Annotated in this window: 18 protein-coding genes; 5 read left to right on the top strand and 13 right to left on the bottom strand. The window is 61.1% G+C overall.

The features are described 5' to 3' along the window. Positions 1-20: 20 nt before the first annotated feature. Positions 21-947 (bottom strand): alpha/beta hydrolase fold domain-containing protein, encoded by a 927-nt coding sequence (locus AC1Q6I_RS31665; RefSeq protein ID WP_102624565.1) that lies wholly within the window; start codon positions 945-947, stop codon positions 21-23. Then, positions 947-1,387, bottom strand: coding sequence for a tryptophan-rich sensory protein TspO (tspO, locus tag AC1Q6I_RS31660; RefSeq protein ID WP_069076632.1), 441 nt, complete (start codon positions 1,385-1,387; stop codon positions 947-949). Before tspO ends, AC1Q6I_RS31665 begins: the two co-directional genes overlap by 1 nt. Positions 1,388-1,584: 197 nt before the next feature. On the opposite strand from tspO, the gene chrA reads away from it, so the two are divergent. After that, positions 1,585-2,793 (top strand): chromate efflux transporter, encoded by a 1,209-nt coding sequence (gene chrA / locus AC1Q6I_RS31655; protein ID WP_024076533.1) that lies wholly within the window; start codon positions 1,585-1,587, stop codon positions 2,791-2,793. 39 nt (positions 2,794-2,832) lie between these two features. Here chrA and AC1Q6I_RS31650 read toward each other — a convergent pair whose 3' ends face one another. Further along, the gene (locus tag AC1Q6I_RS31650) at positions 2,833-3,066 is read right to left on the bottom strand and encodes a hypothetical protein (protein ID WP_024076534.1); all 234 of its coding nucleotides are present in this window, start codon (positions 3,064-3,066) and stop codon (positions 2,833-2,835) included. Between the two features lie 264 nt (positions 3,067-3,330). Between AC1Q6I_RS31650 and AC1Q6I_RS31645 the strand changes: the two genes are divergently transcribed. Continuing rightward, positions 3,331-3,711, top strand: coding sequence for a cupin domain-containing protein (locus AC1Q6I_RS31645; protein ID WP_024076537.1), 381 nt, complete (start codon positions 3,331-3,333; stop codon positions 3,709-3,711). A gap of 159 nt (positions 3,712-3,870) precedes the next feature. Here AC1Q6I_RS31645 and AC1Q6I_RS31640 read toward each other — a convergent pair whose 3' ends face one another. Then, positions 3,871-4,602, bottom strand: coding sequence for a BPL-N domain-containing protein (locus AC1Q6I_RS31640; protein WP_024076538.1), 732 nt, complete (start codon positions 4,600-4,602; stop codon positions 3,871-3,873). A 386-nt stretch (positions 4,603-4,988) separates the two neighbouring features. Between AC1Q6I_RS31640 and AC1Q6I_RS31635 the strand changes: the two genes are divergently transcribed. Further along, entirely contained in the window at positions 4,989-5,615 is a 627-nt protein-coding gene (locus AC1Q6I_RS31635; protein WP_069076629.1) for a glutathione S-transferase family protein, read from the top strand. Between the two features lie 211 nt (positions 5,616-5,826). On the opposite strand, the gene AC1Q6I_RS31630 is transcribed toward AC1Q6I_RS31635, so the two are convergent. The 3 genes from AC1Q6I_RS31630 to AC1Q6I_RS31620 all read right to left on the bottom strand — a co-directional run bounded on the left by AC1Q6I_RS31630 (position 5,827) and on the right by AC1Q6I_RS31620 (position 9,158). Beyond that, the gene (locus tag AC1Q6I_RS31630; protein ID WP_371128943.1) at positions 5,827-6,519 is read right to left on the bottom strand and encodes a methyl-accepting chemotaxis protein; all 693 of its coding nucleotides are present in this window, start codon (positions 6,517-6,519) and stop codon (positions 5,827-5,829) included. A gap of 1,601 nt (positions 6,520-8,120) precedes the next feature. Continuing rightward, positions 8,121-8,429: a DUF3144 domain-containing protein gene (locus AC1Q6I_RS31625; RefSeq protein ID WP_024076543.1), complete on the bottom strand. Its 309-nt coding sequence runs from the start codon at positions 8,427-8,429 to the stop codon at positions 8,121-8,123. Between the two features lie 33 nt (positions 8,430-8,462). Next, entirely contained in the window at positions 8,463-9,158 is a 696-nt protein-coding gene (locus AC1Q6I_RS31620) for a tRNA (adenine(22)-N(1))-methyltransferase (RefSeq protein WP_069077439.1), read from the bottom strand. Positions 9,159-9,490: 332 nt separating this feature from the next. On the opposite strand from AC1Q6I_RS31620, the gene AC1Q6I_RS31615 reads away from it, so the two are divergent. After that, complete coding sequence (locus AC1Q6I_RS31615) at positions 9,491-11,968, top strand: McrB family protein (protein WP_256581303.1); 2,478 nt, start codon at positions 9,491-9,493, stop codon at positions 11,966-11,968. Then, positions 11,965-13,239: an McrC family protein gene (locus tag AC1Q6I_RS31610; RefSeq protein ID WP_024076546.1), complete on the top strand. Its 1,275-nt coding sequence runs from the start codon at positions 11,965-11,967 to the stop codon at positions 13,237-13,239. Before AC1Q6I_RS31615 ends, AC1Q6I_RS31610 begins: the two co-directional genes overlap by 4 nt. Before the next feature lie 19 nt (positions 13,240-13,258). Here the strand turns inward: AC1Q6I_RS31610 and argE are convergent, their stop codons facing one another. Genes argE through AC1Q6I_RS31580 form a run of 6 tightly spaced genes read right to left on the bottom strand, consistent with a single transcriptional unit; the run spans position 13,259 to position 19,155 of the window. Next, entirely contained in the window at positions 13,259-14,410 is a 1,152-nt protein-coding gene (argE, locus tag AC1Q6I_RS31605; protein ID WP_102623656.1) for an acetylornithine deacetylase, read from the bottom strand. Next, positions 14,407-15,084, bottom strand: coding sequence for a DUF1028 domain-containing protein (locus AC1Q6I_RS31600; RefSeq protein ID WP_102623655.1), 678 nt, complete (start codon positions 15,082-15,084; stop codon positions 14,407-14,409). The genes argE and AC1Q6I_RS31600 overlap by 4 nt, the downstream gene beginning before the upstream one ends. Positions 15,085-15,094: 10 nt before the next feature. Further along, positions 15,095-15,826 carry a class II aldolase and adducin N-terminal domain-containing protein gene (locus tag AC1Q6I_RS31595; protein ID WP_102623654.1) on the bottom strand — a complete coding sequence of 244 codons (732 nt, stop codon included), beginning with the start codon at positions 15,824-15,826 and terminating at the stop codon, positions 15,095-15,097. A gap of 52 nt (positions 15,827-15,878) precedes the next feature. After that, the gene (locus AC1Q6I_RS31590; protein ID WP_024076550.1) at positions 15,879-16,709 is read right to left on the bottom strand and encodes an ABC transporter substrate-binding protein; all 831 of its coding nucleotides are present in this window, start codon (positions 16,707-16,709) and stop codon (positions 15,879-15,881) included. Positions 16,710-16,738: 29 nt separating this feature from the next. After that, a complete protein-coding gene (locus AC1Q6I_RS31585) occupies positions 16,739-17,611 on the bottom strand; it encodes a phytanoyl-CoA dioxygenase family protein (RefSeq protein WP_024076551.1) in 873 nt (290 codons plus the stop codon). A 26-nt stretch (positions 17,612-17,637) separates the two neighbouring features. Continuing rightward, positions 17,638-19,155 (bottom strand): amino acid ABC transporter permease/ATP-binding protein, encoded by a 1,518-nt coding sequence (locus AC1Q6I_RS31580; RefSeq protein ID WP_102623653.1) that lies wholly within the window; start codon positions 19,153-19,155, stop codon positions 17,638-17,640. Positions 19,156-19,512 lie beyond the last annotated feature (357 nt).

The following is a 19,512-nucleotide window of genomic DNA, read 5'->3' as shown; positions in this document are numbered from 1 at the left end:
AGGCAAGAACCGCGGCAGGTTTACGGTGCTACAGCGATCCGGCGCGCGACCCACGCCCGGCTATAGGCCAGTACGTTCTCGGCGATCGCCAACGGAAAATGGATAAACCCATGAGCCGCCTCCGGCAGCAGATAGGCTTCCACCGTCCCCCAGCGCTCAGCGATAAGCAGGGTGTCATCCTTGAGCGGGTCCAATGCCCCCACAAACATCAACGCCGGCGGCAACCCGCTTAAGTCGCCATACAACGGCGACAACGGTGGCTGTCGCCGCTGCTCATCGCTCAACCCTGGGGTCAGCCTGCGCAACGCGTCCACCATGCCAGGCCCATCCAGCAACAACGTCTGCGGGCCCGCCGCGCGTACGCTGGGAGTGCCGGTCAAATCATAGACGCCGTAATACAACACCGCACCGCTCACGCGCTGGAGCAAATCCGGCCACTGCTTCAATGCCAGCAACGTCGCCGCCGCCAAGTGCGCACCGGCCGATTCCCCCACGACAATCACCGGCAACCCGGCAAATTCCGCGCAGTCACCCAACAGCCAGCGCGCGGCGCTCAAACAATCCTCCATCAGCCCTTCTATCGGTGTATCGACCGCCAGCCGATAATCCACCGACACCACCGCCACCTCGCACGCGTTCACCAGGCCCAGGTTGAGGTCATCATCCATCTGCGCATTGCCGATCACCCAACCGCCGCCGTGGATATCCAGCACCACGCCCTTGGGCTTGCCGCTCGGCCGCAAGATACGCACGGGGACTGCGCCCACGAATTGAGTCTCGGCCAGCGGCGCCCGCTTGAACGTTTGACTGACCCGCAACAGCGCCTGAATCAAACGCGGTGTCACGCGATTGCGGATTTTGAAGCGCGGCAGCCAAGTGAGCTTTTGGTTGAAGCGGCGCATTTGAGCCAGTTCAGGCGCACTGGCGGGCCAGGGTTTATGGGCCATCAGCGGTTATTGCGCAAAATCGAGAAATTCAACGCCGCCGCCACGCACAGCCACGCCAGGTACGGGAACAGGATCAGCCCGGTAATCAGGTCCAGGCGCACGGCCAATACCACCATTGCGGCGACGGTGAGCCACAACAACACGATGATCAGCATACCGGCGAGCAACTGATGCGCACCGAAAAATACCGGTGTCCACAGCGTGTTCAACGCAATCTGCGCCGCCCACAATGCCAGCACCGGCTGGCTGTCGGGGATCAGGCTCAAGCGGTAACCGGCCCAGGCCAACAGCAGGTAGATAATGCTCCAGGCCACCGGGAACAGCCAGTTGGGCGGGGTGAAGCCGGGCTTGACCAGGGATTCGTACCAGGCACCGGGCTTGAAAATGACACCGGTGCTGGCGGCAGCGGCGCAAGCCAGGAGGAATATAAAGAAGGTCATCGTCTGTCCTTGGCTGAGTTCAGTGGCGTGCAACGGGGAAGTCTTTCTGCATGCATCTTCAATGACTCCAGCACGCGCGCAAAAATTCCATCCGGAGTGGCGATTTGCGCGAGCGGGCGCCTCTTCTGTGCGTCATCAAAATTCGCTAAGGTGCCTCGATACCCTAGCCTATTTTGCCCTTATCGAGACCCTGCACCTTGGCCCACTCCCCCACTGATCGCCCCACCCGCATCTGGGGAGTGTTCCTGATCTTCCTGCGCCTGGGCCTGACCTCCTTCGGCGGTCCCGTCGCGCACCTGGGCTATTTCAGGCACGAATTCGTGACCCGGCGCGGCTGGCTGAGCGAGCGCAGCTATGGGGATTTGGTCGCGCTGTGCCAGTTCCTGCCCGGCCCGGCCAGCAGCCAGGTGGGCATCGCGCTCGGCCTGTCGCGGGCCGGCTACGGCGGAGCGCTGGCGGCGTGGCTGGGGTTTACGCTGCCGTCCGCCGTCGTGCTGATCCTGTTTGCCCTGGGCATTGCCCAACACAGCACCGCCATCCCGCCCGGCGCGCTGCACGGCCTCAAGGTGGTGGCTGTCGCGGTGGTCGCCCAGGCCGTATGGGGCATGGCGCGCAACCTGTGTACCGACGCACCGCGCATCACCCTGATGCTGCTCGCCGCCTGCGTGGCCCTGCTGCAAAGCTCTGCGTGGGGCCAGGTCGGGGTGATCAGCGCAGCGGCGGTGGCTGGCCTGCTGCTGTTCAAGCCCACACCGCCCGCCGCGCACGATGCGTTGCCCGTGACCATCAGCCGTCGTGCAGGGGCAATGTGGTTATCGCTGTTTGTGCTGGTGCTGGCCGGTCTGCCGATCCTGGCCCACTGGCTCCCCAACCCAGGCCTGGCGTTAACCGACGCCTTCTACCGCACCGGCGCGCTGGTATTTGGCGGCGGCCACGTGGTGCTGCCCCTGCTGCAAGCCGAAGTCGTGCCCACCGGCTGGGTCAGCAACGACGTGTTCCTGGCCGGCTACGGTGCCGCCCAAGCCATGCCCGGCCCCTTGTTCACCTTCGCGGCTTTCCTCGGGGCCTCCATGACCCAAGCCCCGACCGGCTGGCTCGGCGGCCTGCTCTGCCTGCTGGCGATCTTCGCACCGTCGTTTTTGCTGGTGATGGGCGCACTGCCCTTCTGGGAAAGCCTGCGCCGCAGCCCTCGCACCCAGGCCGCGCTGGCAGGCGTGAACGCCGCGGTGGTCGGCCTGTTGCTGGCGGCGTTGTATCAGCCGGTGTGGACCAGCGCGATCTTTACCGCCCAGGACTTCGGCCTGGCGCTGATTGGCGTGGTGGCGTTGATGGTGTGGAAGCTGCCACCCTGGCTGGTGGTGGTAGGAAGCGGCGCGGCGGGATGGTTATTGAGTCTTACGGTGTGAGGCTCGCAGCCCACGCGCATCGCCCTGCCGAGTGAATCCCTAGCCCTTCAACTCGCCCAAACGATGACTCGCCGCGTCATCATAAGCCACGTACAACGACTCGGCGATTTGGCTTTTGATGGCTTTGGTGGATTCCAGACCCAGCACAAAACCTTCCGCCTTGCCGCCGGCACGGTTGAGCTCTTCGTGAGTGGCCGCGCCCGTGATGGCGTCGAGAAGCTTGGCGGCGTGAGGGCCTACACCTTTGGGCAGGGAGATTTGGTCGATGGTCATTACGGTACCTTCAAGGATGGAGATCGGTAGCGCGTGGAACCACTGCCGGGGTGGCATGGTAGACCGGTTAGCGGAGAAAGGGGTTGCTTTCGGCCAGACGCTCGACGGTTTCAACACCGGATCTGCGTTGTTTTAGAAAGCGAGGCGCTTGACTGGAGGGGATTGGGTGAGTCGTAGCTCAACTATTTCAACATGCAGGATCGTACAAGCCAGCTAACCACCCCCTCGATATCCTGACACCTCTCAACTACCCGAGTATCGGTCATGGCCCAGTCACAGCACCCAACACAACCTGTAAACCTCACGCAAAAAGCTTCGCTCATCAACGAGCAATGGAGCCCGAGGGTCGTCGCCGAGATGAACGACTACCAGTTCAAGGTGGTGCGTATCGAAGGAGAATTCATCTGGCACTCGCACCCGGAAACCGACGAGGCGTTTCTTGTGCTTGAAGGGACGCTGCGTATCGACCTTCCGGAAGGCCCCGTGTACGTGGCGCCGGGTGAACTGTATGTGGTCCCCCGTGGCGTCGAGCATCGGACGGCCGCCGAAGGTGAAGCCAAGCTGATGATGATCGAACCGCGCGGCATTCTGAACACTGGCCATGAAGGCGGAGAGCGCACTGCCACGAATGATCTGTGGATCTGAACGGCTGGGGCTCGTCGCCCCGCTTTTGAACTTGGCGCCGAGGGCGAGGATAGCGAGTACGGCCAACGGGTGAGGCGGTGCAAGCCGCCTGATGCACCGGTAAAAACCACTGCGCCCACCAATAGACGGCGTCGGTCGTGATGGGTTAATCAGCCTCCCCTACTCTTCAACACTGTGTATCAACGCCGCAAACAGCTCGCCACGCGGCCTCTTGTTCCACGGGATATCGGCACTTTCAAACCACGCCTGCCCGGCTTCCGGATGGGGGCCGCTCAGTACCACCACGCCTTTTTCATAGGCATAACGCGCCGCGGCGACGTCGCCGTTATGGTAGGTCGCAAGGGTTTTATAGCGTGTGGTCGTGCGGGGTGTGGGGAAGTAAGGGCCATCCTGATAGAAGGCGTGGTCCGGCTTGCCCGCCCAGGTGACGCGAACCGCCGCGTCGTCGAGGGTGGTCACTTCAAAGCCTGGGCGGCCGACTTCGCTGTCGAGGGCCTGCGGGATCAGGCCGAAGTTGTTTTCGTCCGCCAGGTAGGCGCCCATGCACAAGCCCAGGTAACGACCACCCTGGGCGACATAATTGCGAATGGCCTCGACGCGAGCATCGCCCAGGCTGTCGAGGGCGGCGGGAATGTCCTGGCCGCCGCCGGGTTGCACATAGAGATCGTAGCGGGCGAGGGTTTGCGCGGTGATGTCGATCGGTTCGTCGGCGCCGACGAAGTCGATCTGGTAAGTCGGGTCGAGACGCAGCAGTGCCCTTTTCACGCTTTCCGAACAGTCCTCGCAGCCCGCCGGGCCGCGGTAGATCGCCACATGGGTGAGGGGTGTGGCGGCGTGCGCCGACACTGTGGCAAACGCCAGTAACGCGGCGGCGATAGCGTACGACTTCATGGCAGTGGGCTCTTGGCAGGTAGGGCATGGGTGATCCAGCGCACAGCCTAAATCGAATGGGCTGTTGAATCCGTTAACAGTTGTAAACACCCCCAGGTGCCTTGGGTACCCTGCAGGCCGGCTCGAAAGGCGGCATGCAATGGATCTGAAATTCAGTCACGTCTATATATTGGTCGAGCATCTCGAGATAGGGTTGTTGTGGCGAGCGGTGGGCGCATTATCGGGTTGCCCAAACGCTTAGGGCACTTCTCCATCGAGATTCTGGAGGAGAAAGGGCTGAAAGCCTTTATCGACGCAGCGTTTGCCGACGAACCGGTCAATTAGGGCACTCCTTCGCAGCAGCGCAGTCTCTACCTGACACCCACTTTTGCCCAGCGGAGCCTCACATGATCATTGTCCACCACCTCAACAACTCGCGCTCGCAGCGCATTCTATGGCTGCTCGAAGAGCTCGGCCTGCCCTACGAGATCAAGCGCTACCAGCGCGACCCGAAAACCAATCTTGCACCACCGGAGCTCAAGGCCATTCATCCGCTGGGCAAATCCCCGGTGATTGAAGACGGCTCCCGCGTGGTGATCGAGTCCGCCGCGATCATCGACTACCTGATCCGCCGCCATGGCGAAGGCCGCCTGCAGCCAGACCCGGCGACCGCCACCTATGACGAGTACGTGCAGTGGCTGCACTTCGCCGAAGGTTCGGCCATGTTGCCGTTGATGCTCAACCTGTACGTCGGGCGCCTGGGGGAAGCCGGTGCGCCGTTGCATCCGCGTATCGAGTCCGAGGTGGCCAATTACCTGGGTTATCTGAACGACGCCCTGGGCAACTCTCCATATCTGGTGGGTGACACGTTGAGCGGCGCGGATATCCAGATGAGCTTTATCGGCGAGATTGCCAAGGCCCAGGGCAAGTTGCAGGCCTACCCGAACCTGGCCGCCTGGGTGCAGCGGTTCCAGGCGCGCCCCGCGTATCGCCAGGCGTTGGAACAGGGCGGAGCGTATGCGTTTGCGAAGTGAGGACGCTGTTGTGGCGAGCGGGCTTGTTGTGGCGAGCGGGCTTGCCCCGCGTTGGGCTGCGCAGCAGCCCCAAAACCAGGCACCGCGGTGTGTCAGTTAAAAACACATCGCCTGTAAAGGGGCTGCTTCGCAGCCCAACGCGGGGCAAGCCCGCTCGCCACAACGGCCCACTCCACAACAGCTTGCTCGCCACAGGAAACGCGGTGAGCGTTCAGCTCAGGCGAAAACGCGCGGTGTTGTCGCTCAGGGCACGGCTGCCCTTACTCAGCGTATCCGCCGCCTGATTCACCGCCCGCGCGCCGTCGAGCAAGCGCCCTGCCGCCTGGTCGACCTGTTGGATATTGCCGCTCACTTCATCCGCCGTGGTGGCTTGTTCTTCCACCGCCGCCGCAATCTGCGCCAGGGTGTCGGTGACGTTCTGCACAGCCCCGGCGATCTCGCCCAGCCGCGTGCCCAGCCCGGTGACGGACTCGGCATCGGTCAGCGCCTGTTCGCAGGCGGCGCCCATCAGCGTGACGGCCTGGCTGACCGTGGCGCGCAGGCTGTCCACCGTGCTGGCGATCTGCGCGGTGGAGGCCTGGGTGCGTTGTGACAGGCTGCGCACTTCATCGGCCACCACGGCAAAGCCCCTGCCCTGCTCGCCGGCGCGAGCGGCTTCGATGGCGGCGTTGAGCGCCAGCAGGTTGGTTTGTTCGGCGATGCCGCGAATGGTGTCGACCACCGATTGAATCTGCTGGCCCTGCTGGCTCACTTGCTCCAGGGCGTTGGCCGTGTCGGTCAGGCGCTGGTTGAGCTGCTGGATGCTCGCCGTGGTGCGCAGGCTGTCGCGGCTGCTGTCTTCGGCGATGCGCCGGGTCTGCTGGGCGCTGCCGGAGGCTTGTTCACAGCTCTTGGCGACGCCCATGGAGGTGGCGGCCAACTGCGTGGCGGCGGCGGCGATCTGGCTGATCTGGTGTTGCTGGTCTTCGACGTCGCCGAGGGTGCTGCTCGATTGCGTATTGAGGGTGAGCACGGCAGAACCGAGCTGCTGGGTCTCGTGGTTGACCCCGAGCAGGCTGGTGCGCAACTGCACCACCGCCACGTTGAGCGCGGTGCTGATGACCGCCAGTTCGTCGCGCCCTTCCACCGCCACTTCCACGCACAGGTTGCCGTCACGCAGGGACTCGGCCAAGGTGGTGATACCGCTGGCACTGCGGCGGATCGAGGCTTGCAGGCACATGAACAGGTACAGCGCCGCCAAGGCCAGCAGGCTGAACGTCGCCACTACAGGGATGAACTGCTGAAGGGAACGGTCGTGGTAATAGCTCAGGCGCGCTTCCAGTGAGCCCAGCGACTGGTTGCGCAGCGCGCCCAGGCTACCGAGCATGGCGTCGACACTGCGCTCGAAACCGGCGGGATCGAGCTTGATGCTGCCGCCGAACACGCCATCGTCAAGCACTTTGAGCTCGCTATCCAGCAATTGCAGGCTGTTGTCGTACTGGGCGATCCAGGGTTCCAGGCCAGGGTATTGCTTGGCCTTGAGCGACGCCGTCGCCTTGACCAGTTGCTCCCGCGCATCACCGATGCGGCTGCGCAGGTCACGCATCTGCAAACGGCTTTGCAAGGTGAACTGCCCCGAGGCGACGGACGACTGACCCACACTGGCCATGCGCCCGATACGCTCGATCAGGTCTGGCGTTTGCTGGGTGGAAACCTGCATCAGCAGGTAAGTTTCCAGCCAGGGATCGAGGATCAGGCCGGTGTCGAGGGCGATCTGCTCGCGCAGGGTTTGCAGGGCGGTCAGGGCCGAGGTGAAGCGGTCGTAACCGTCCGGCCACCAGCCCACCGTGCGCAGGGATTGCACGTCCATGCCCTTGACCGTTGCCTGCAACGCCTCGAAGCGGGCCAGGGTGTCAGCGCTGACGCCCCGAGCCTTGAGCGCATCGCCCAGGGCTTGCAGGCTTTGCAGGATCAGCGGGTTATTGGCATCCACCTTGTCCATCGCCACCTTGGCCGCAGGCGTCGGTTCACGCAGCAGGTCCAGGGCTTTCCAGCGCGACGCCAGGTTGCGCTGGGCGGTCAATTGGCCATCCAGCGAATCCAGGGCCAGCAGTTGGTGAACGCCGGACGTTTCGCTGGAAATCACCGCTAATTTATCGCGATAGTCCAACCCGATCAGCCACAGGCTCCCGGCCAGGGGCAGCATGAACAGAATGAATAGAATCTGGAACTTGCGCGCAAAACCAAAACGTCCGAGCAGGCGGATACCGGGTAATAAAAGACTGTGCATGGCCGACCACTCCCCAAAACAACCCACGTGGTACAACGCAGGGCGAAACCATGAAATGACTAACGGCAAAATGCCATGTCATTGATTGGGAAGGCTCAAGCAAGATACGGGCCGTCGGCATGGGGCCCGCAGATAGGCAGGGTGCGGCTGAATAACGGGCGCGGCGCGCACGAAAATGGGGCAAAAGCACTCAGGTACGCTGGGCAAACTGTAACCGCTCTTTACGCCCCTTTCGCTTATTCGCCGGCGGGCGACGCATTTACCTGCATGTACTGGCTGAAATTGTTGATGTGGTCATCCAGATTGTCCTCAAGCATCAGCCGGTATTGCTCGGTGAAATACTTCAACAGCGCTTCGCGTGCGTCGGCCATCTCCGCCCCGGACTTGAAACTGCGCGCGCTGGCCCAGGCATTGAAACGCGTGGTCCCGAAGGTCATCGAGGCGCTGACCTGGCCGATGTTTTCAAGGGTCTTGAGTTGCTCGTTCGACAGCTCGATATGGGCGTCGGCGCGGTCGTAGAAGGCTGAGTCGGTGGCGTCTGCCATGGTGGGCTTCCTTGATGAATCGTTGAATTGAGTTCAAGCCAGCAACGCGGTAATCCACTGCACCTGCTGGACCAGTTCCTGCACCTTGGCCTGCGGCACCGCCTGCCGCGCTTGCTGGAAACTGGCCAGGGTCTTGTGTTTCTGGCGCAGCAGGCGTTGCCATTTGGCCAGGAACACCGGGCTGCGCGCCTGCATCAGCAGCGGGCCGAAGTACAACGCCTCGGCACTGTACACCACTGGTTCGGCACGTTCGGCGACGATGATTTCGTAGTAGAAACGGTTTTCCTGCAACAGCTCCTCGACCAGGATGCGGTAGCCATTGTCCATCAGCCAGTGGCGCAGCGGTTGCTCGCCGCCGTTGGGTTGCAGGATCAGACGCTCCTGGCCGTTGAGGTACGCCGTGCCGCTGGCGAGGATGTCACGGATCGTCTCGCCGCCCATGCCGCACAGGCTGATGGCGGTGATCGCATCTGCCGGCGTGATGGCCGCCAAGCCATCGGCCAGGCGCACGCTGACTTGCTGCTCCAGGCCATTGTCGCGCACGGTCCGTTCCGCCGCGTGGAAGGGCGTCGCCGCCACCTCCCCCGCCACCGCTGCTGCGATCACACCGCGACGCATCAACGCCACCGGCAGGTAGGCGTGGTCCGAGCCGATATCCGCCAACCGCGCCCCAGGCGGCACATGCGCCGCCACGCGTTCCAGGCGGGTGGAGAGTGTGTGTTCGTTCAACTGAGGTTCCTTCTTCACCGCGAATGTCAGTGCGAGCGGCGCATCATGCTGGGTGAAGAAGATGAGGTAAAGGCTGGCGCCGTTTTGCTCGGTGGTGTAGGCCGACGGTCAGGGCTATCGAGGCCCTGCGAGTCTGCAATGGCAGCAGCTCGTCATACCGCTGCTCCAGCATCCGCGCATCAAACAGACTATCCGCTGTCATCCACGCCTCTTTACACATAGCCACCTAGCCGTTAAACGAGTACTGTTAATTGGCCATCCCCCCCCCTAGCGTGCATCGCGCTTGGTAAACAAGCAGCATTGCGTTTTTTCCCTTCGTCTGAGAGACATGAATGTCGTCCAGCAGCTGGATTTTGAAATGGAATTCAACACCTCACGAATACCGCGAACAAGCGACTGAAAGGCTGCAAGCCTTGCAGCCTGGTGCTGAAGTCGCGTGGCCCTGCAGCGAAAATCTCCAGCCAGATGATCGAGTGTATGTGCTTCGCATGGGCCCCGAGCGGCAGGGCCTATATGCGAGTGGCCACGTTATTGAAGCGCCCCATCACGCCTTGAACCCGAATGAGCGCACTGTGCATTTTCGGGTAGACCAAGTGCATGCGGACTGCGCCAACGGCTTCGTGCCGCTGGTGCTCCTACAGCAGTGGTTTGCAGACCAGGATTGGGTAACGCTCCAAGACTGTGCCCCCTTAAAGGAGCCACTGGCTGGGCCATTGGAAACGCTATGGCAGCAGGCCCAAGGGCAGCACATCCTTGCAACCTACGCCGCCTATGCCGACGCCGATCGCGGCAATGGTCACAAAAAATGGCTCGCGCGCTATGAGGAGTTGACCCATCGAGTTGCACAGGTCCGCAGCGGCGAACATGAGCTGAGCGAGTCGTTACTCGCTGAACTCTGGGAGTGGAGTCAAAACGGCGTTACCGGCGTCGCCCCAGGCCATCTTTACAACGCGGAGTTCCAGTCGGGCAAAGCGCTGCTTTTCGAGTTCACGAAAAAAATCCTGCATTCACCCGATGAGCAAACCCTGAATGAGGTCTACCAAGACTGGGCGAATGCAAAACAACGTGGAATCTTTTCCAGGACACTGCATTCAGTGATCCATCGCGTCTTTGCCGCCGTAGCACCGCAACACTACTCATCGCTGCTTAACAGGCAAGACCTCATCTCCCTGCTCAAGGGAATGGCGAAGTATTTTGAACTGCGCTGCAATTTGGATCAGAACTGGGCTGGGCTCAACCGTGCGCTCAAGGCGTTTATGCGTGACGCAGGGCTGGATCCGTCACACGAGATTAAAAACAATGTGGCGATGTGGGAGCTCTACGAGCTTTTTGACCACGCTCGCCCCCTCGCAGCGTTGCCATTGCCGCAAGATCAGTGCATGAAAGGACATAACACCATGCAAGCTTCCTCGGTTCCCTTGAATCAAATCCTGTTTGGCCCGCCAGGCACAGGGAAAACCTACCATTCGATCAACGCCGCACTGGAAATCCTCGACCCTGATTTTCTAAGGGATCACGGCGAGCCTGAACAACGGTCTGCCTTGAAGAAACGCTTCGAAACGCTGATGAAAGCGGGGCAGATTGTGTTTTGCACGTTTCATCAAAGCTTCAGCTACGAAGATTTTATCCAGGGCATCCGCGCTGAAACGCAGGACGGTCAATTGACCTACAGCGTACACAATGGGGTTTTCAAACAACTCTGTGATCGAGCACGCATTGGTGTAATCGCCCAAAACGATGTGCTCGACAAAGCGATTCATCAATTGAAGAAGACCCTCGCTGAGCTCGAACTGGCCGATGCCGATACAGACGGTGTTTATGGGCTGGAAATGAGGACCCGCACCGGCAAAGCGTTTCGTGTGCGCCCAAGCCGAGACCACACACTCCTGGTTTTTCCTTCCAATTCAACAAGCCCGAAGACCCAAGCCCGCATCATGCTCAAGGACCTTCGGGATTTTTATGCACAAAACCCGACGGGGCGCCTTATTGCTGGGGAAACGTACTTGTGGGGCGTGCTGGATTATCTGAAAAGACACTGTCATCTGCCTGTTTATGACCCAAAGCTTCCGGCCCAGAAGGCGGCCGACAAATTCGTGATGATCATCGATGAAATCAACCGCGGTAACGTCTCGCGGATCTTCGGTGAATTGATCACCTTGATCGAACCCTCCAAGCGTGAAGGGGCGGATGAAGCGTTATCCGCTGAGTTGCCTTACGCCGATGAAGACGAACCACGCTTCAGCGTTCCGAGCAACGTTTACCTGATAGGCACCATGAACACGGCCGACCGATCACTTGCCGGCATGGACATTGCGTTGCGTCGCCGTTTTGTCTTCAAGGAGATGCCGCCCAACACTGCGCTCCTCAGTGGCCATCGCGTGGGCGACATCGACCTGGGTGATTTGCTGAGCATCATGAACCAACGTATCGAAGCCCTGCTGGGCCGTGAGCATTGCCTGGGACATGCGTACTTCATGCCGCTGCTCGACCCCGATTTATCCGACAGCGAAGCTCGCTTCAAGCTGCTGAGCATTGTCTTTCAAAATCAAATCCTCCCGTTGCTTCAGGAGTATTTTTTCGAAGACTGGCAGCGCATCCAGTGGGTACTGAACGATCACCGCAAGCCCAATGCCGACAGGTTTGTGTATCAGGTCACCCGCTTGAATACAGACCTGTTTGGCGCACAGATCGATCAGGCCCTCGATAACCGTCCATGGCGAATCAATGAAGACGCTTTCACCCGGCACAGTGCGTTTGCCGGGATCATTGAGGTCAGACAGGTTGCGCCTGAGGGGGCTACGCCCTCTTGAACAAAACCGTAACTGTTCGCGAGTACGCACAGCTAACCATCGGGGCAACACCCAGTGAGTCACTGGACGTCGCCCATGTGACGGCCAGTGCCTTTGATCACTTATGCAAACTGAACGCATCGTTCAAAAAGTCCGGTGCGGCCCTATTGCAACTTGATGGCCGACAGTCACTGAAACTGGATAACTACGTAGGGGTGATCCAGACGCCATGTGGCACTACGCTGGAGATTCTGCCGAAGACCACTGATGAAGCGGACGGGGCTCCTGCAAGCCGAGCGCTACTGCAAAAAATGATTCAGGCCGCACTGAAACTCAAGACCCGCATCGTCGGCAAAGCGGCCCTCGATCTATTCGACGCACCGATCAGCGAGTGGGTCATGGGCCAGTTTCTGGAGGCGCTGGAGCATCTGATCAAATGCGGCCTGCGCTTTGAGTATCAGCGCATCGAAGAAGAACAACCGTACCTGCGCGGACAGCTCAACACCCTGGCACAGCTGCGCCAACCCCCCAGCCGCCGTCATCATTTTCAAATCCGACACGACGTCTATCTACCCGACCGCCCCGAAAATCGATTACTCAAAACCGCGCTCCTTAAGGTGTGCGCCGCTACCCGCTTGCCCAGCCACTGGCTGCTGGCCCACGAACTGCGTAGTCGTCTGAGCGAGATTCCACAAAGTGATCAAACTGAGCATGATTTCCGGCAGTGGCGCAATGATCGGCTGATGGCCCAGTACCGGGACATCAAGCCATGGTGCGAAATCATCCTTTCCCAGCAAATGCCACTGGCATTGTCTGGAGATTGGCAAGGGCTGAGCATGTTGTTTCCGATGGAGAAGCTATTTGAAAAGTATGTCGAAGCTCTGCTGCCCACTCAGCTCGCCAGCGATGCACAGCTGTTACCTCAACGAAGCAGTAAATTTTTGTGCCTACACAAAAGCCGCGATCTGTTCCAGCTCAAGCCGGACCTGATGGTTAAACACCCTGCCGGATACATAGGGCTGCTCGATGCCAAATGGAAACGCCTGGACAGCAACAACATCGATAAAAACTACGGACTGTCCCAAAGCGATTTCTATCAGATGTTCGCCTATGGCACTCGCTACCTGGAGAGTAAAGGCGAACTGGTCCTGATCTACCCAATGACCAGCCGATTCAAGGAGCCACTTTCACCCTTCATTTTTTCTGACCTGTTGAAGCTTCACGTGTTGCCATTCGATCTGGACAAACAAAAACTGATCGGTATTGAAACAACCCAATTGCCCCGCCGCTGAATAACCCGCGGTACAACAATCACTGGCGCACAAACCCCACTACCCGCGCCAACATCCGATCACACGCCTCCAGTTGCGCCAGGCTGATAAATTCATCGGCCTTGTGCCCCTGCTCCATGCTCCCCGGCCCGCACACCACCGTGGGAATCCCCACCTGGTCAAACAGGCCGCCCTCGGTGCCAAAGGCGACGGTGCCGTAGTCTCGAGAGCCGCAAAATTGCGCGACCCACTCGGCGGCCTGGCTTTCCAGCGAGGTCACCAGGCCGGGGTAGCTCGACAACTCGCTGAAGCCGATCGCGCACTGCGCACTCACCGCCTGCATCGCCGGTAGCAGGGTGTGCTCGGCGTAATCACGCAGTTGGTTGGCCACCTGCCAAGGGTCATGGGCCGGCAGCGAGCGCACTTCAAAGTCAAACGTGCACTGCTGCGGGACGATATTCAGTGCCTTGCCGCCGCTGATCACACCGGTCTGCACCGTGGAGAATGGCGGTTCAAAACGCGGATCCAGCTGCGCCGGCGCCTTGAGTGTTTCGCCAAGCCGTACCAGTTCACTGATCAAGCGCGCCGCGTATTCGATGGCGTTGACGCCCGACGGCGCATACGCCGAATGACACGCCGCACCGTGTACGTCGCAACGCATGGCCAATTTGCCCTTGTGCCCCAGCACCGGCTTGAGCTCGGTGGGCTCGCCGATCACGCATAGCAGCGGCTTGACCGGTTGGGCCTGAAACCTTTCGATCAACGCCCGCACACCCAGGCAGCCCACTTCTTCGTCATAGGACAGCGCAATGTGCACCGGCATGCGCAACGGCGCCTGTACCAGCGTTGGCACGCAGGCCAGTACGCAGGCGATATAGCCCTTCATGTCAGCCGTGCCACGCCCGTATAACCTGCCGTCCTGTTCCGTCAGCTCGAACGGCGCCACGCTCCAGCGTTGGCCGTCCACCGGCACCACATCGGTGTGCCCGGACAACACGATGCCCGGCACATCCGCCGGGCCAATGGTCGCCAGCAGGTTGGCCTTGCTCTTGTGTTCGTTGAATAACAGTTCACAGGCAACGCCGTGGCCCTGCAAATAGGTGCGCACGAAGTCGATCAGCGCCAGGTTGGATTCGCGGCTGGTGGTGTCAAAGCGCACCAGTTGCGCCAGCAGGTCACGGCTGTGGTTCATCGATCGTCTCCCGGCACCGCATAGCCCGGTGCAAGGTGCGGGTTGAGGGCGCGGTCGAGGTAGTCCTGCAGTTGCGGGCGATAGGCCTGCCAGAGCTGGTCGAGGCCGCCAATCGGGTCCGTATCGGCCCAGTCCACACGCAAGTTGACGATAGGCCACGGCAGGTCATCGACCACCACCAGGGCCGCCGAATGCACCGGCCCGGCTTCGCCGCCCTCGGCCTGGCCGGCGTGCATCGCGGCAAGCAGGCGCTCGGCCAGGTGCCCGCTGGCGCGCTCGAACGCGCGTACCATGGCGCTGATCACTGCGCGATTGGCCAGCATATTTCCGGCGGCAACACACTGCTCCCCGCTGACCGCGTCGTGAATGCCCAGGGTCTGGGCACCGCTGTAATGCGCGGTGCGCCCCTGGCTATCGATCACTGTTACTTGACGATATTCACGGTGCTCCTGGCCGGCAAGCACCGCGCCAAGCGCCTCACTGGCTGCCATGCCCTGCTCCAACACGTCCAGCACCTGCGGCCCCAGGCTCGGCAAGGTAATGTTCTGCGAGGCCACCGCGCCCACCCCGGGCCGCAGCCATGGGCAACGGGCGCCCACCGCAATGCTCGACGAGCTGATTGCTATACCCAACTGGCCCGTTTCGGCGCAGCGGGCGACAACGGAAAAAGTCATTGAGCGCTCCTCAATCGAGTACCGAGGGGTCGGCGTCGATCATCATCTGCTTCATTTCTTCAAAGTGCCGGCGTGAGAAATCCGCAATGCCTTCCCAACTTCGTGCGGTTTTCTCCGCGACGTCATCGGACAACACTCGCAGCGGCTGCCCCGTGGACCACGCTGTGACGAGGATTTGGCAGGCGCGCTCCAGGGTCCAGATATCGTCGAAGGCTTCACCGATGGACGAGGCCGTCACCATCACGCCGTGGTTGCCCATCAGCAGGCGGCGCTTGCCGTCGAGCAAGCCGGCCAGGCGCGCGCCTTCGGCCTCGGTGTCGGCCATGCCGCCGTAGAATTCATCCACCGCGACACGGTTGAAATAGCGCGCGGTGTTCTGGTCGATCGGCGGGATATGCGGTGTGGCCAGGCACGCCACCGCCGTGGTGTAGACCGGGTGCAAGTGCAGCACAGCACGGGTGTGCGGCAGCAGGCGGTGGATCTGCCCGTGGATCGACCAGGCAGTGGCGTCCACGTTCGGGTGCTCGGCCCAGGATGAGTCATCGGCGTTGAGCAGCAACAGATCGCTGGCCCGGATCCTGGAGAAGTGCTTCCACTTCGGGTTGAGCAAAAACTGTTTGCCATCGGCCGACACGGCGGCACTGAAGTGGTTGGCCACGGCCTCGTGCATGCCCAGGTGGGCAATGATGCGAAAGGTCGCCGCCAGGTCGATGCGCGTTTGTTCTTCGAGGGATAACGCCATGGATCGGTCTCCGCAGGGCGCGGCCGCAGCGGACTGCGGCGCGCGGGTCAGGTTACTTGGGCATCAACGCCGCAATGTCGGCATCGGTCGGCGCCTCGAAGTTGTATTTCTTGAGCAAGGCCGCGTACTCAGGCGTGGCGCGGTATTTGTCCAGGCCGTCGAGCAGGGCTTTTTTCACCGTGTCATTGCCCTTCTTCACGCCGAAGCCGTTGAGCACCGGGTAGATCAACGTATCGGATGAAATCACCACGCGGTTGCCCAGCTTGTCGATCACACCACGGGCCACGGCCGCGTCGGTGATCTGCGCCTCCACCGCATGCGCAAGCAGCGCCTGGGTGGTTTGCGGGTCGGTGCTGTATTCGCTGATCAGGATCGGCTTCAAGCCTTTGGCCACGCAGTACTCGGCCGACAGTTTGTTCATCTGCGCCAGCCACGAGGTGGCGCCCATGGAGCCGATCTTGTGGCCGCAGAATTCTTCCGGGGTCTTGGGCTGGAACGCACTGTCCTTGAGGGTGAGGATCGACTCGCCGCTCTTGAGGTAGGGGATCATGTCGATGACTTTGACCCGCTCGGCAGTGATGTACATCGACGAATTGGTCACATCGAAACGCCCGGCTTGCAGGCCGGTGATCAGGTTGGGAAAGCGCGTGTCGAGGGTCTCGACCTTGCGCCCCATGACCTTGCCCAGGCCGTCCATGAACTCGATATCAAAGCCCGCCGGCTTGTTGTTATCCATGTACTCGTAGGGGAAGAACGTCACATCGGAACCGGCGACGATCTTGCCTTCCTGCTGGAACGCCGAAGCCGCCAACGAAGTCATCGCAACCGCAGCGCCCAGCAGGCACACGGCAAGGGGGCGAACACTTTTACGAAACGCTGTCATGGTCAATACCTGCAAGGGGGGTTGGGAGGTTAGGCAGTGGCAGAATCTTGTCCGGCCTGTTGCACGAAGAACGAGGCGCCACGGGGTTTCTGCGGCAAGCGCAGTTGGTTATCCGTAGAACGCACCACGCCACTTTCTTCGCCGGCCACCAGCAGGCCGGCATGTGCGCTGGGCAGTGGGTTTTCGCCGAATGGCAGCGCGTCTTCAGCGGCGTAGACGCTGATGAAGAGGGTGCGCGGCAGTTCGGTCTCGTTAGGGCTGGAAGCATGTAAAAGCCGCGTGTGCATGAAGCACACGGAGCCGGCCGGGCCGTAGCAGGCCACCGGTTGCTGGCAGTGTTCCTGCACCACCGCATCGTCCACCGCGCCGGTGAAGCGCTGGTTCTGCCAGTGCGACCACAGCGGGCCTTTGTGGCTGCCGGGGATCACATTCAGCGGGCCATTTTGCGGGGTGACTTCACTGACCATCAGCAACGCAGTGACGATGTCGTCGTTGCTGTGGGGCGTGAACAAAAAGTCCTGGTGCCACTTCACCTGGGTCGCGGTGTGGGGCAGTTTCGAGTTGATCTTGCTGTGGTGGAAACGCGCGCCACCGCCACCAATCAACTGCGCGGAAATCTCGGCCATGCGCGAGTGCAAGGCCACGCGTTCATACACCGTGGAAATCTCGGTGGGCGAGCTGACCCGGCGCAACGAGGGGTGGTCAGGCCGGTGGTCGCCTTCCAGGTCGAAGCGCGCGCGGCCATCCACCGTAGCGCCCCATCCCTGGTCATGGCGCCGGCTCTCTTCGACCCACTGGTCGAAGTCGTGCTGCAGCGCGGCCACTTCGTCCATCGACAACACACCTTCCACTACCAGGTATCCGTCGCGCTGGAACTGCTCGATTTGTGCTTGCTCGATCATTGTCTTTTTCCTGAACGTTAAAGCGATCACGCCAGCGAGACGTCCTTGAGGAACGCCTCCACGCGTGGGTTCTGACCGCTGCGCAATACCGCGGGCGTGTCGTCGCAGACCACCCGCCCCTTCTCCATGAACACGATCCGGTCGGAGACCTTGAACGCGAAATTCATCTCGTGGGTGACGATCACCATGGTGATGCCCTCCTCGGCCAAGGCCTCGATGACTTGCAGCACTTCGTTGACTTTCTCCGGGTCCAGCGCCGAGGTGGGCTCGTCGAACAACATGATCTGCGGGCGCATCATCAGGGCGCGGGCAATGGCCACGCGCTGCTGTTGGCCGCCGGAGAGTTGGTGCGGGTACTTCCAGGCATGGTCGAGCATGCCGACCTTGTGCAGCAGCGCGTAGGCCTGTTGCTTGAGCTCGTCGGTACGGCCCAGGCGGTGGTATTTGGGCGCCATCAGCAGGTTGTCGAGCACGTTCAAGTGCGGGAACAGGTTGAAGCTCTGGAACACCATGCCGATGTTCAGGCGGTGCTCGGCGTGCTCGGTGTACTGGGGTTTCTGCGCGCCGACCTTGCTGAGGTGAATGAAAGGCTGGCCGTTGATCTGGATCTCGCCGTTGTCCAATGGCTCCAGGCCGTTGAGCAGGCGGATCAACGTGGTTTTGCCCGAGCCGGACGGCCCGATCACCGACACCACTTCACCCGGCTGGATTTGCAGGTTGACCGAGCCCAGTACCTCGATGTCGTTGTAGGCCTTGTGCAGTCGCGTGGCCTGCAGCGCCGACACACCGGTACTCACCGGGCGCTGCAACGCGCTGCGCTGTTGTGTGGCCAGGGCCAGCACCGCCGCATCGGGAACGCGCGAGACATTGCGCTGGTTGACGTCGAGAAGGCGCTCCAGGCGTTTGAGCAGGAAGTCGAACACCGTGACGATAAACACGTAGAAGAACGCCACCGCGGCCATGGTTTCGATCACCAGGAAATTCTGCGAATACAGGCGCTGACCGACCATCAGGATTTCCGTCAGCGAGATCACCGACACCAGCGAAGTCAGCTTGACGATGGAGATGTATTCGTTGGCCAGGGACGGCAATGCCACTCGCAGCGCCTGGGGGATCACCACGCGCCATTGGGTGCCGAAAAACTTCAGGCCCAACGCCCGCGCCGCTTCGCCCTGGCCTTTGGGGATCGAGAGCAAACCGCCGCGATGGATCTCGGCCACGTATGCCGTTTCACAGATCACCAGGGCCAGCAGGCCGGACCAGAACGGGTCGGCCAACACCACCGAGGTGGCGGGCAGCGCCTGGGGCAGGTTGTAGATAAAGATCAGCAGCACCAGCAGCGGCAGGCTGCGGAACAACCAGATATAACCCCGCGCCGGCACGCTGAGCAGCGCGTGCCTGGATTGCTTGGCCAGCGCCAGCAGAAAGCCAAAACCGATGCTCAAGACCCAGGTCAGGGTGCTGAGCTTGATCACCGTCCACGTCGCTCGCCAGAACTCGGCGTCACCCAGCAAACCCAACATGTAGTTCCAGTCAAATGTCATCGTCGCTGTGCCCTGCAGAAAAAAGAAATGGCCGATCGAACGTACAAAACGTTGATCTGCATCAATGGATTCAGAGTCGTGGCGAGAGGCACTTGGGGTCAATTCGTAAAAGCCGGTCCACTGGGTAGGCAGAACCTACGCAGCGCCTCCCCCACTGTTGAAAACACCCCACATCCACTGTGGGAGGGGGCTTGCCCCCGATAGCCATGGGTATCTACACAATGTTGTATTAGCCAACGCTAACCACGATGCGAAGCGAGCCGCCCTTGATCTTGCTTTTGATCTTGATCTCAGGCGCCCCGTTAAACCACGCTGGCCGCAATTCGACAGTGATTTGGGGGGTAAACCGGCAGGGAT

It is taken from the genome of Pseudomonas sp. MPR-R2A5 (assembly GCF_058793055.1).
The sequence above is the reverse complement of the archived record's forward strand: the minus strand, read 5'-3'. Positions and strand labels throughout refer to the sequence as shown.

Bases quoted from the DNA above. Each gene is read 5' to 3' on its own strand.
- AC1Q6I_RS31595 (WP_102623654.1), bottom strand. From the start codon at position 15,826: ATGGCGTTATCCCTCGAAGAACAAACGCGCATCGACCTGGCGGCGACC.
- AC1Q6I_RS31640 (WP_024076538.1), bottom strand. From the start codon at position 4,602: ATGAAGTCGTACGCTATCGCCGCCGCGTTACTGGCGTTTGCCACAGTG.
- AC1Q6I_RS31585 (WP_024076551.1), bottom strand. From the start codon at position 17,611: ATGATCGAGCAAGCACAAATCGAGCAGTTCCAGCGCGACGGATACCTG.
- AC1Q6I_RS31665 (WP_102624565.1), bottom strand. From the start codon at position 947: ATGGCCCATAAACCCTGGCCCGCCAGTGCGCCTGAACTGGCTCAAATG.
- argE (WP_102623656.1), bottom strand. From the start codon at position 14,410: ATGAACCACAGCCGTGACCTGCTGGCGCAACTGGTGCGCTTTGACACC.
- AC1Q6I_RS31645 (WP_024076537.1), top strand. From the start codon at position 3,331: ATGGCCCAGTCACAGCACCCAACACAACCTGTAAACCTCACGCAAAAA.
- AC1Q6I_RS31625 (WP_024076543.1), bottom strand. From the start codon at position 8,429: ATGGCAGACGCCACCGACTCAGCCTTCTACGACCGCGCCGACGCCCAT.
- tspO (WP_069076632.1), bottom strand. From the start codon at position 1,387: ATGACCTTCTTTATATTCCTCCTGGCTTGCGCCGCTGCCGCCAGCACC.
- AC1Q6I_RS31590 (WP_024076550.1), bottom strand. From the start codon at position 16,709: ATGACAGCGTTTCGTAAAAGTGTTCGCCCCCTTGCCGTGTGCCTGCTG.
- AC1Q6I_RS31650 (WP_024076534.1), bottom strand. From the start codon at position 3,066: ATGACCATCGACCAAATCTCCCTGCCCAAAGGTGTAGGCCCTCACGCC.
- AC1Q6I_RS31600 (WP_102623655.1), bottom strand. From the start codon at position 15,084: ATGACTTTTTCCGTTGTCGCCCGCTGCGCCGAAACGGGCCAGTTGGGT.
- AC1Q6I_RS31635 (WP_069076629.1), top strand. From the start codon at position 4,989: ATGATCATTGTCCACCACCTCAACAACTCGCGCTCGCAGCGCATTCTA.
- AC1Q6I_RS31630 (WP_371128943.1), bottom strand. From the start codon at position 6,519: ATGGGCGTCGCCAAGAGCTGTGAACAAGCCTCCGGCAGCGCCCAGCAG.
- AC1Q6I_RS31615 (WP_256581303.1), top strand. From the start codon at position 9,491: ATGTCGTCCAGCAGCTGGATTTTGAAATGGAATTCAACACCTCACGAA.
- AC1Q6I_RS31580 (WP_102623653.1), bottom strand. From the start codon at position 19,155: ATGACATTTGACTGGAACTACATGTTGGGTTTGCTGGGTGACGCCGAG.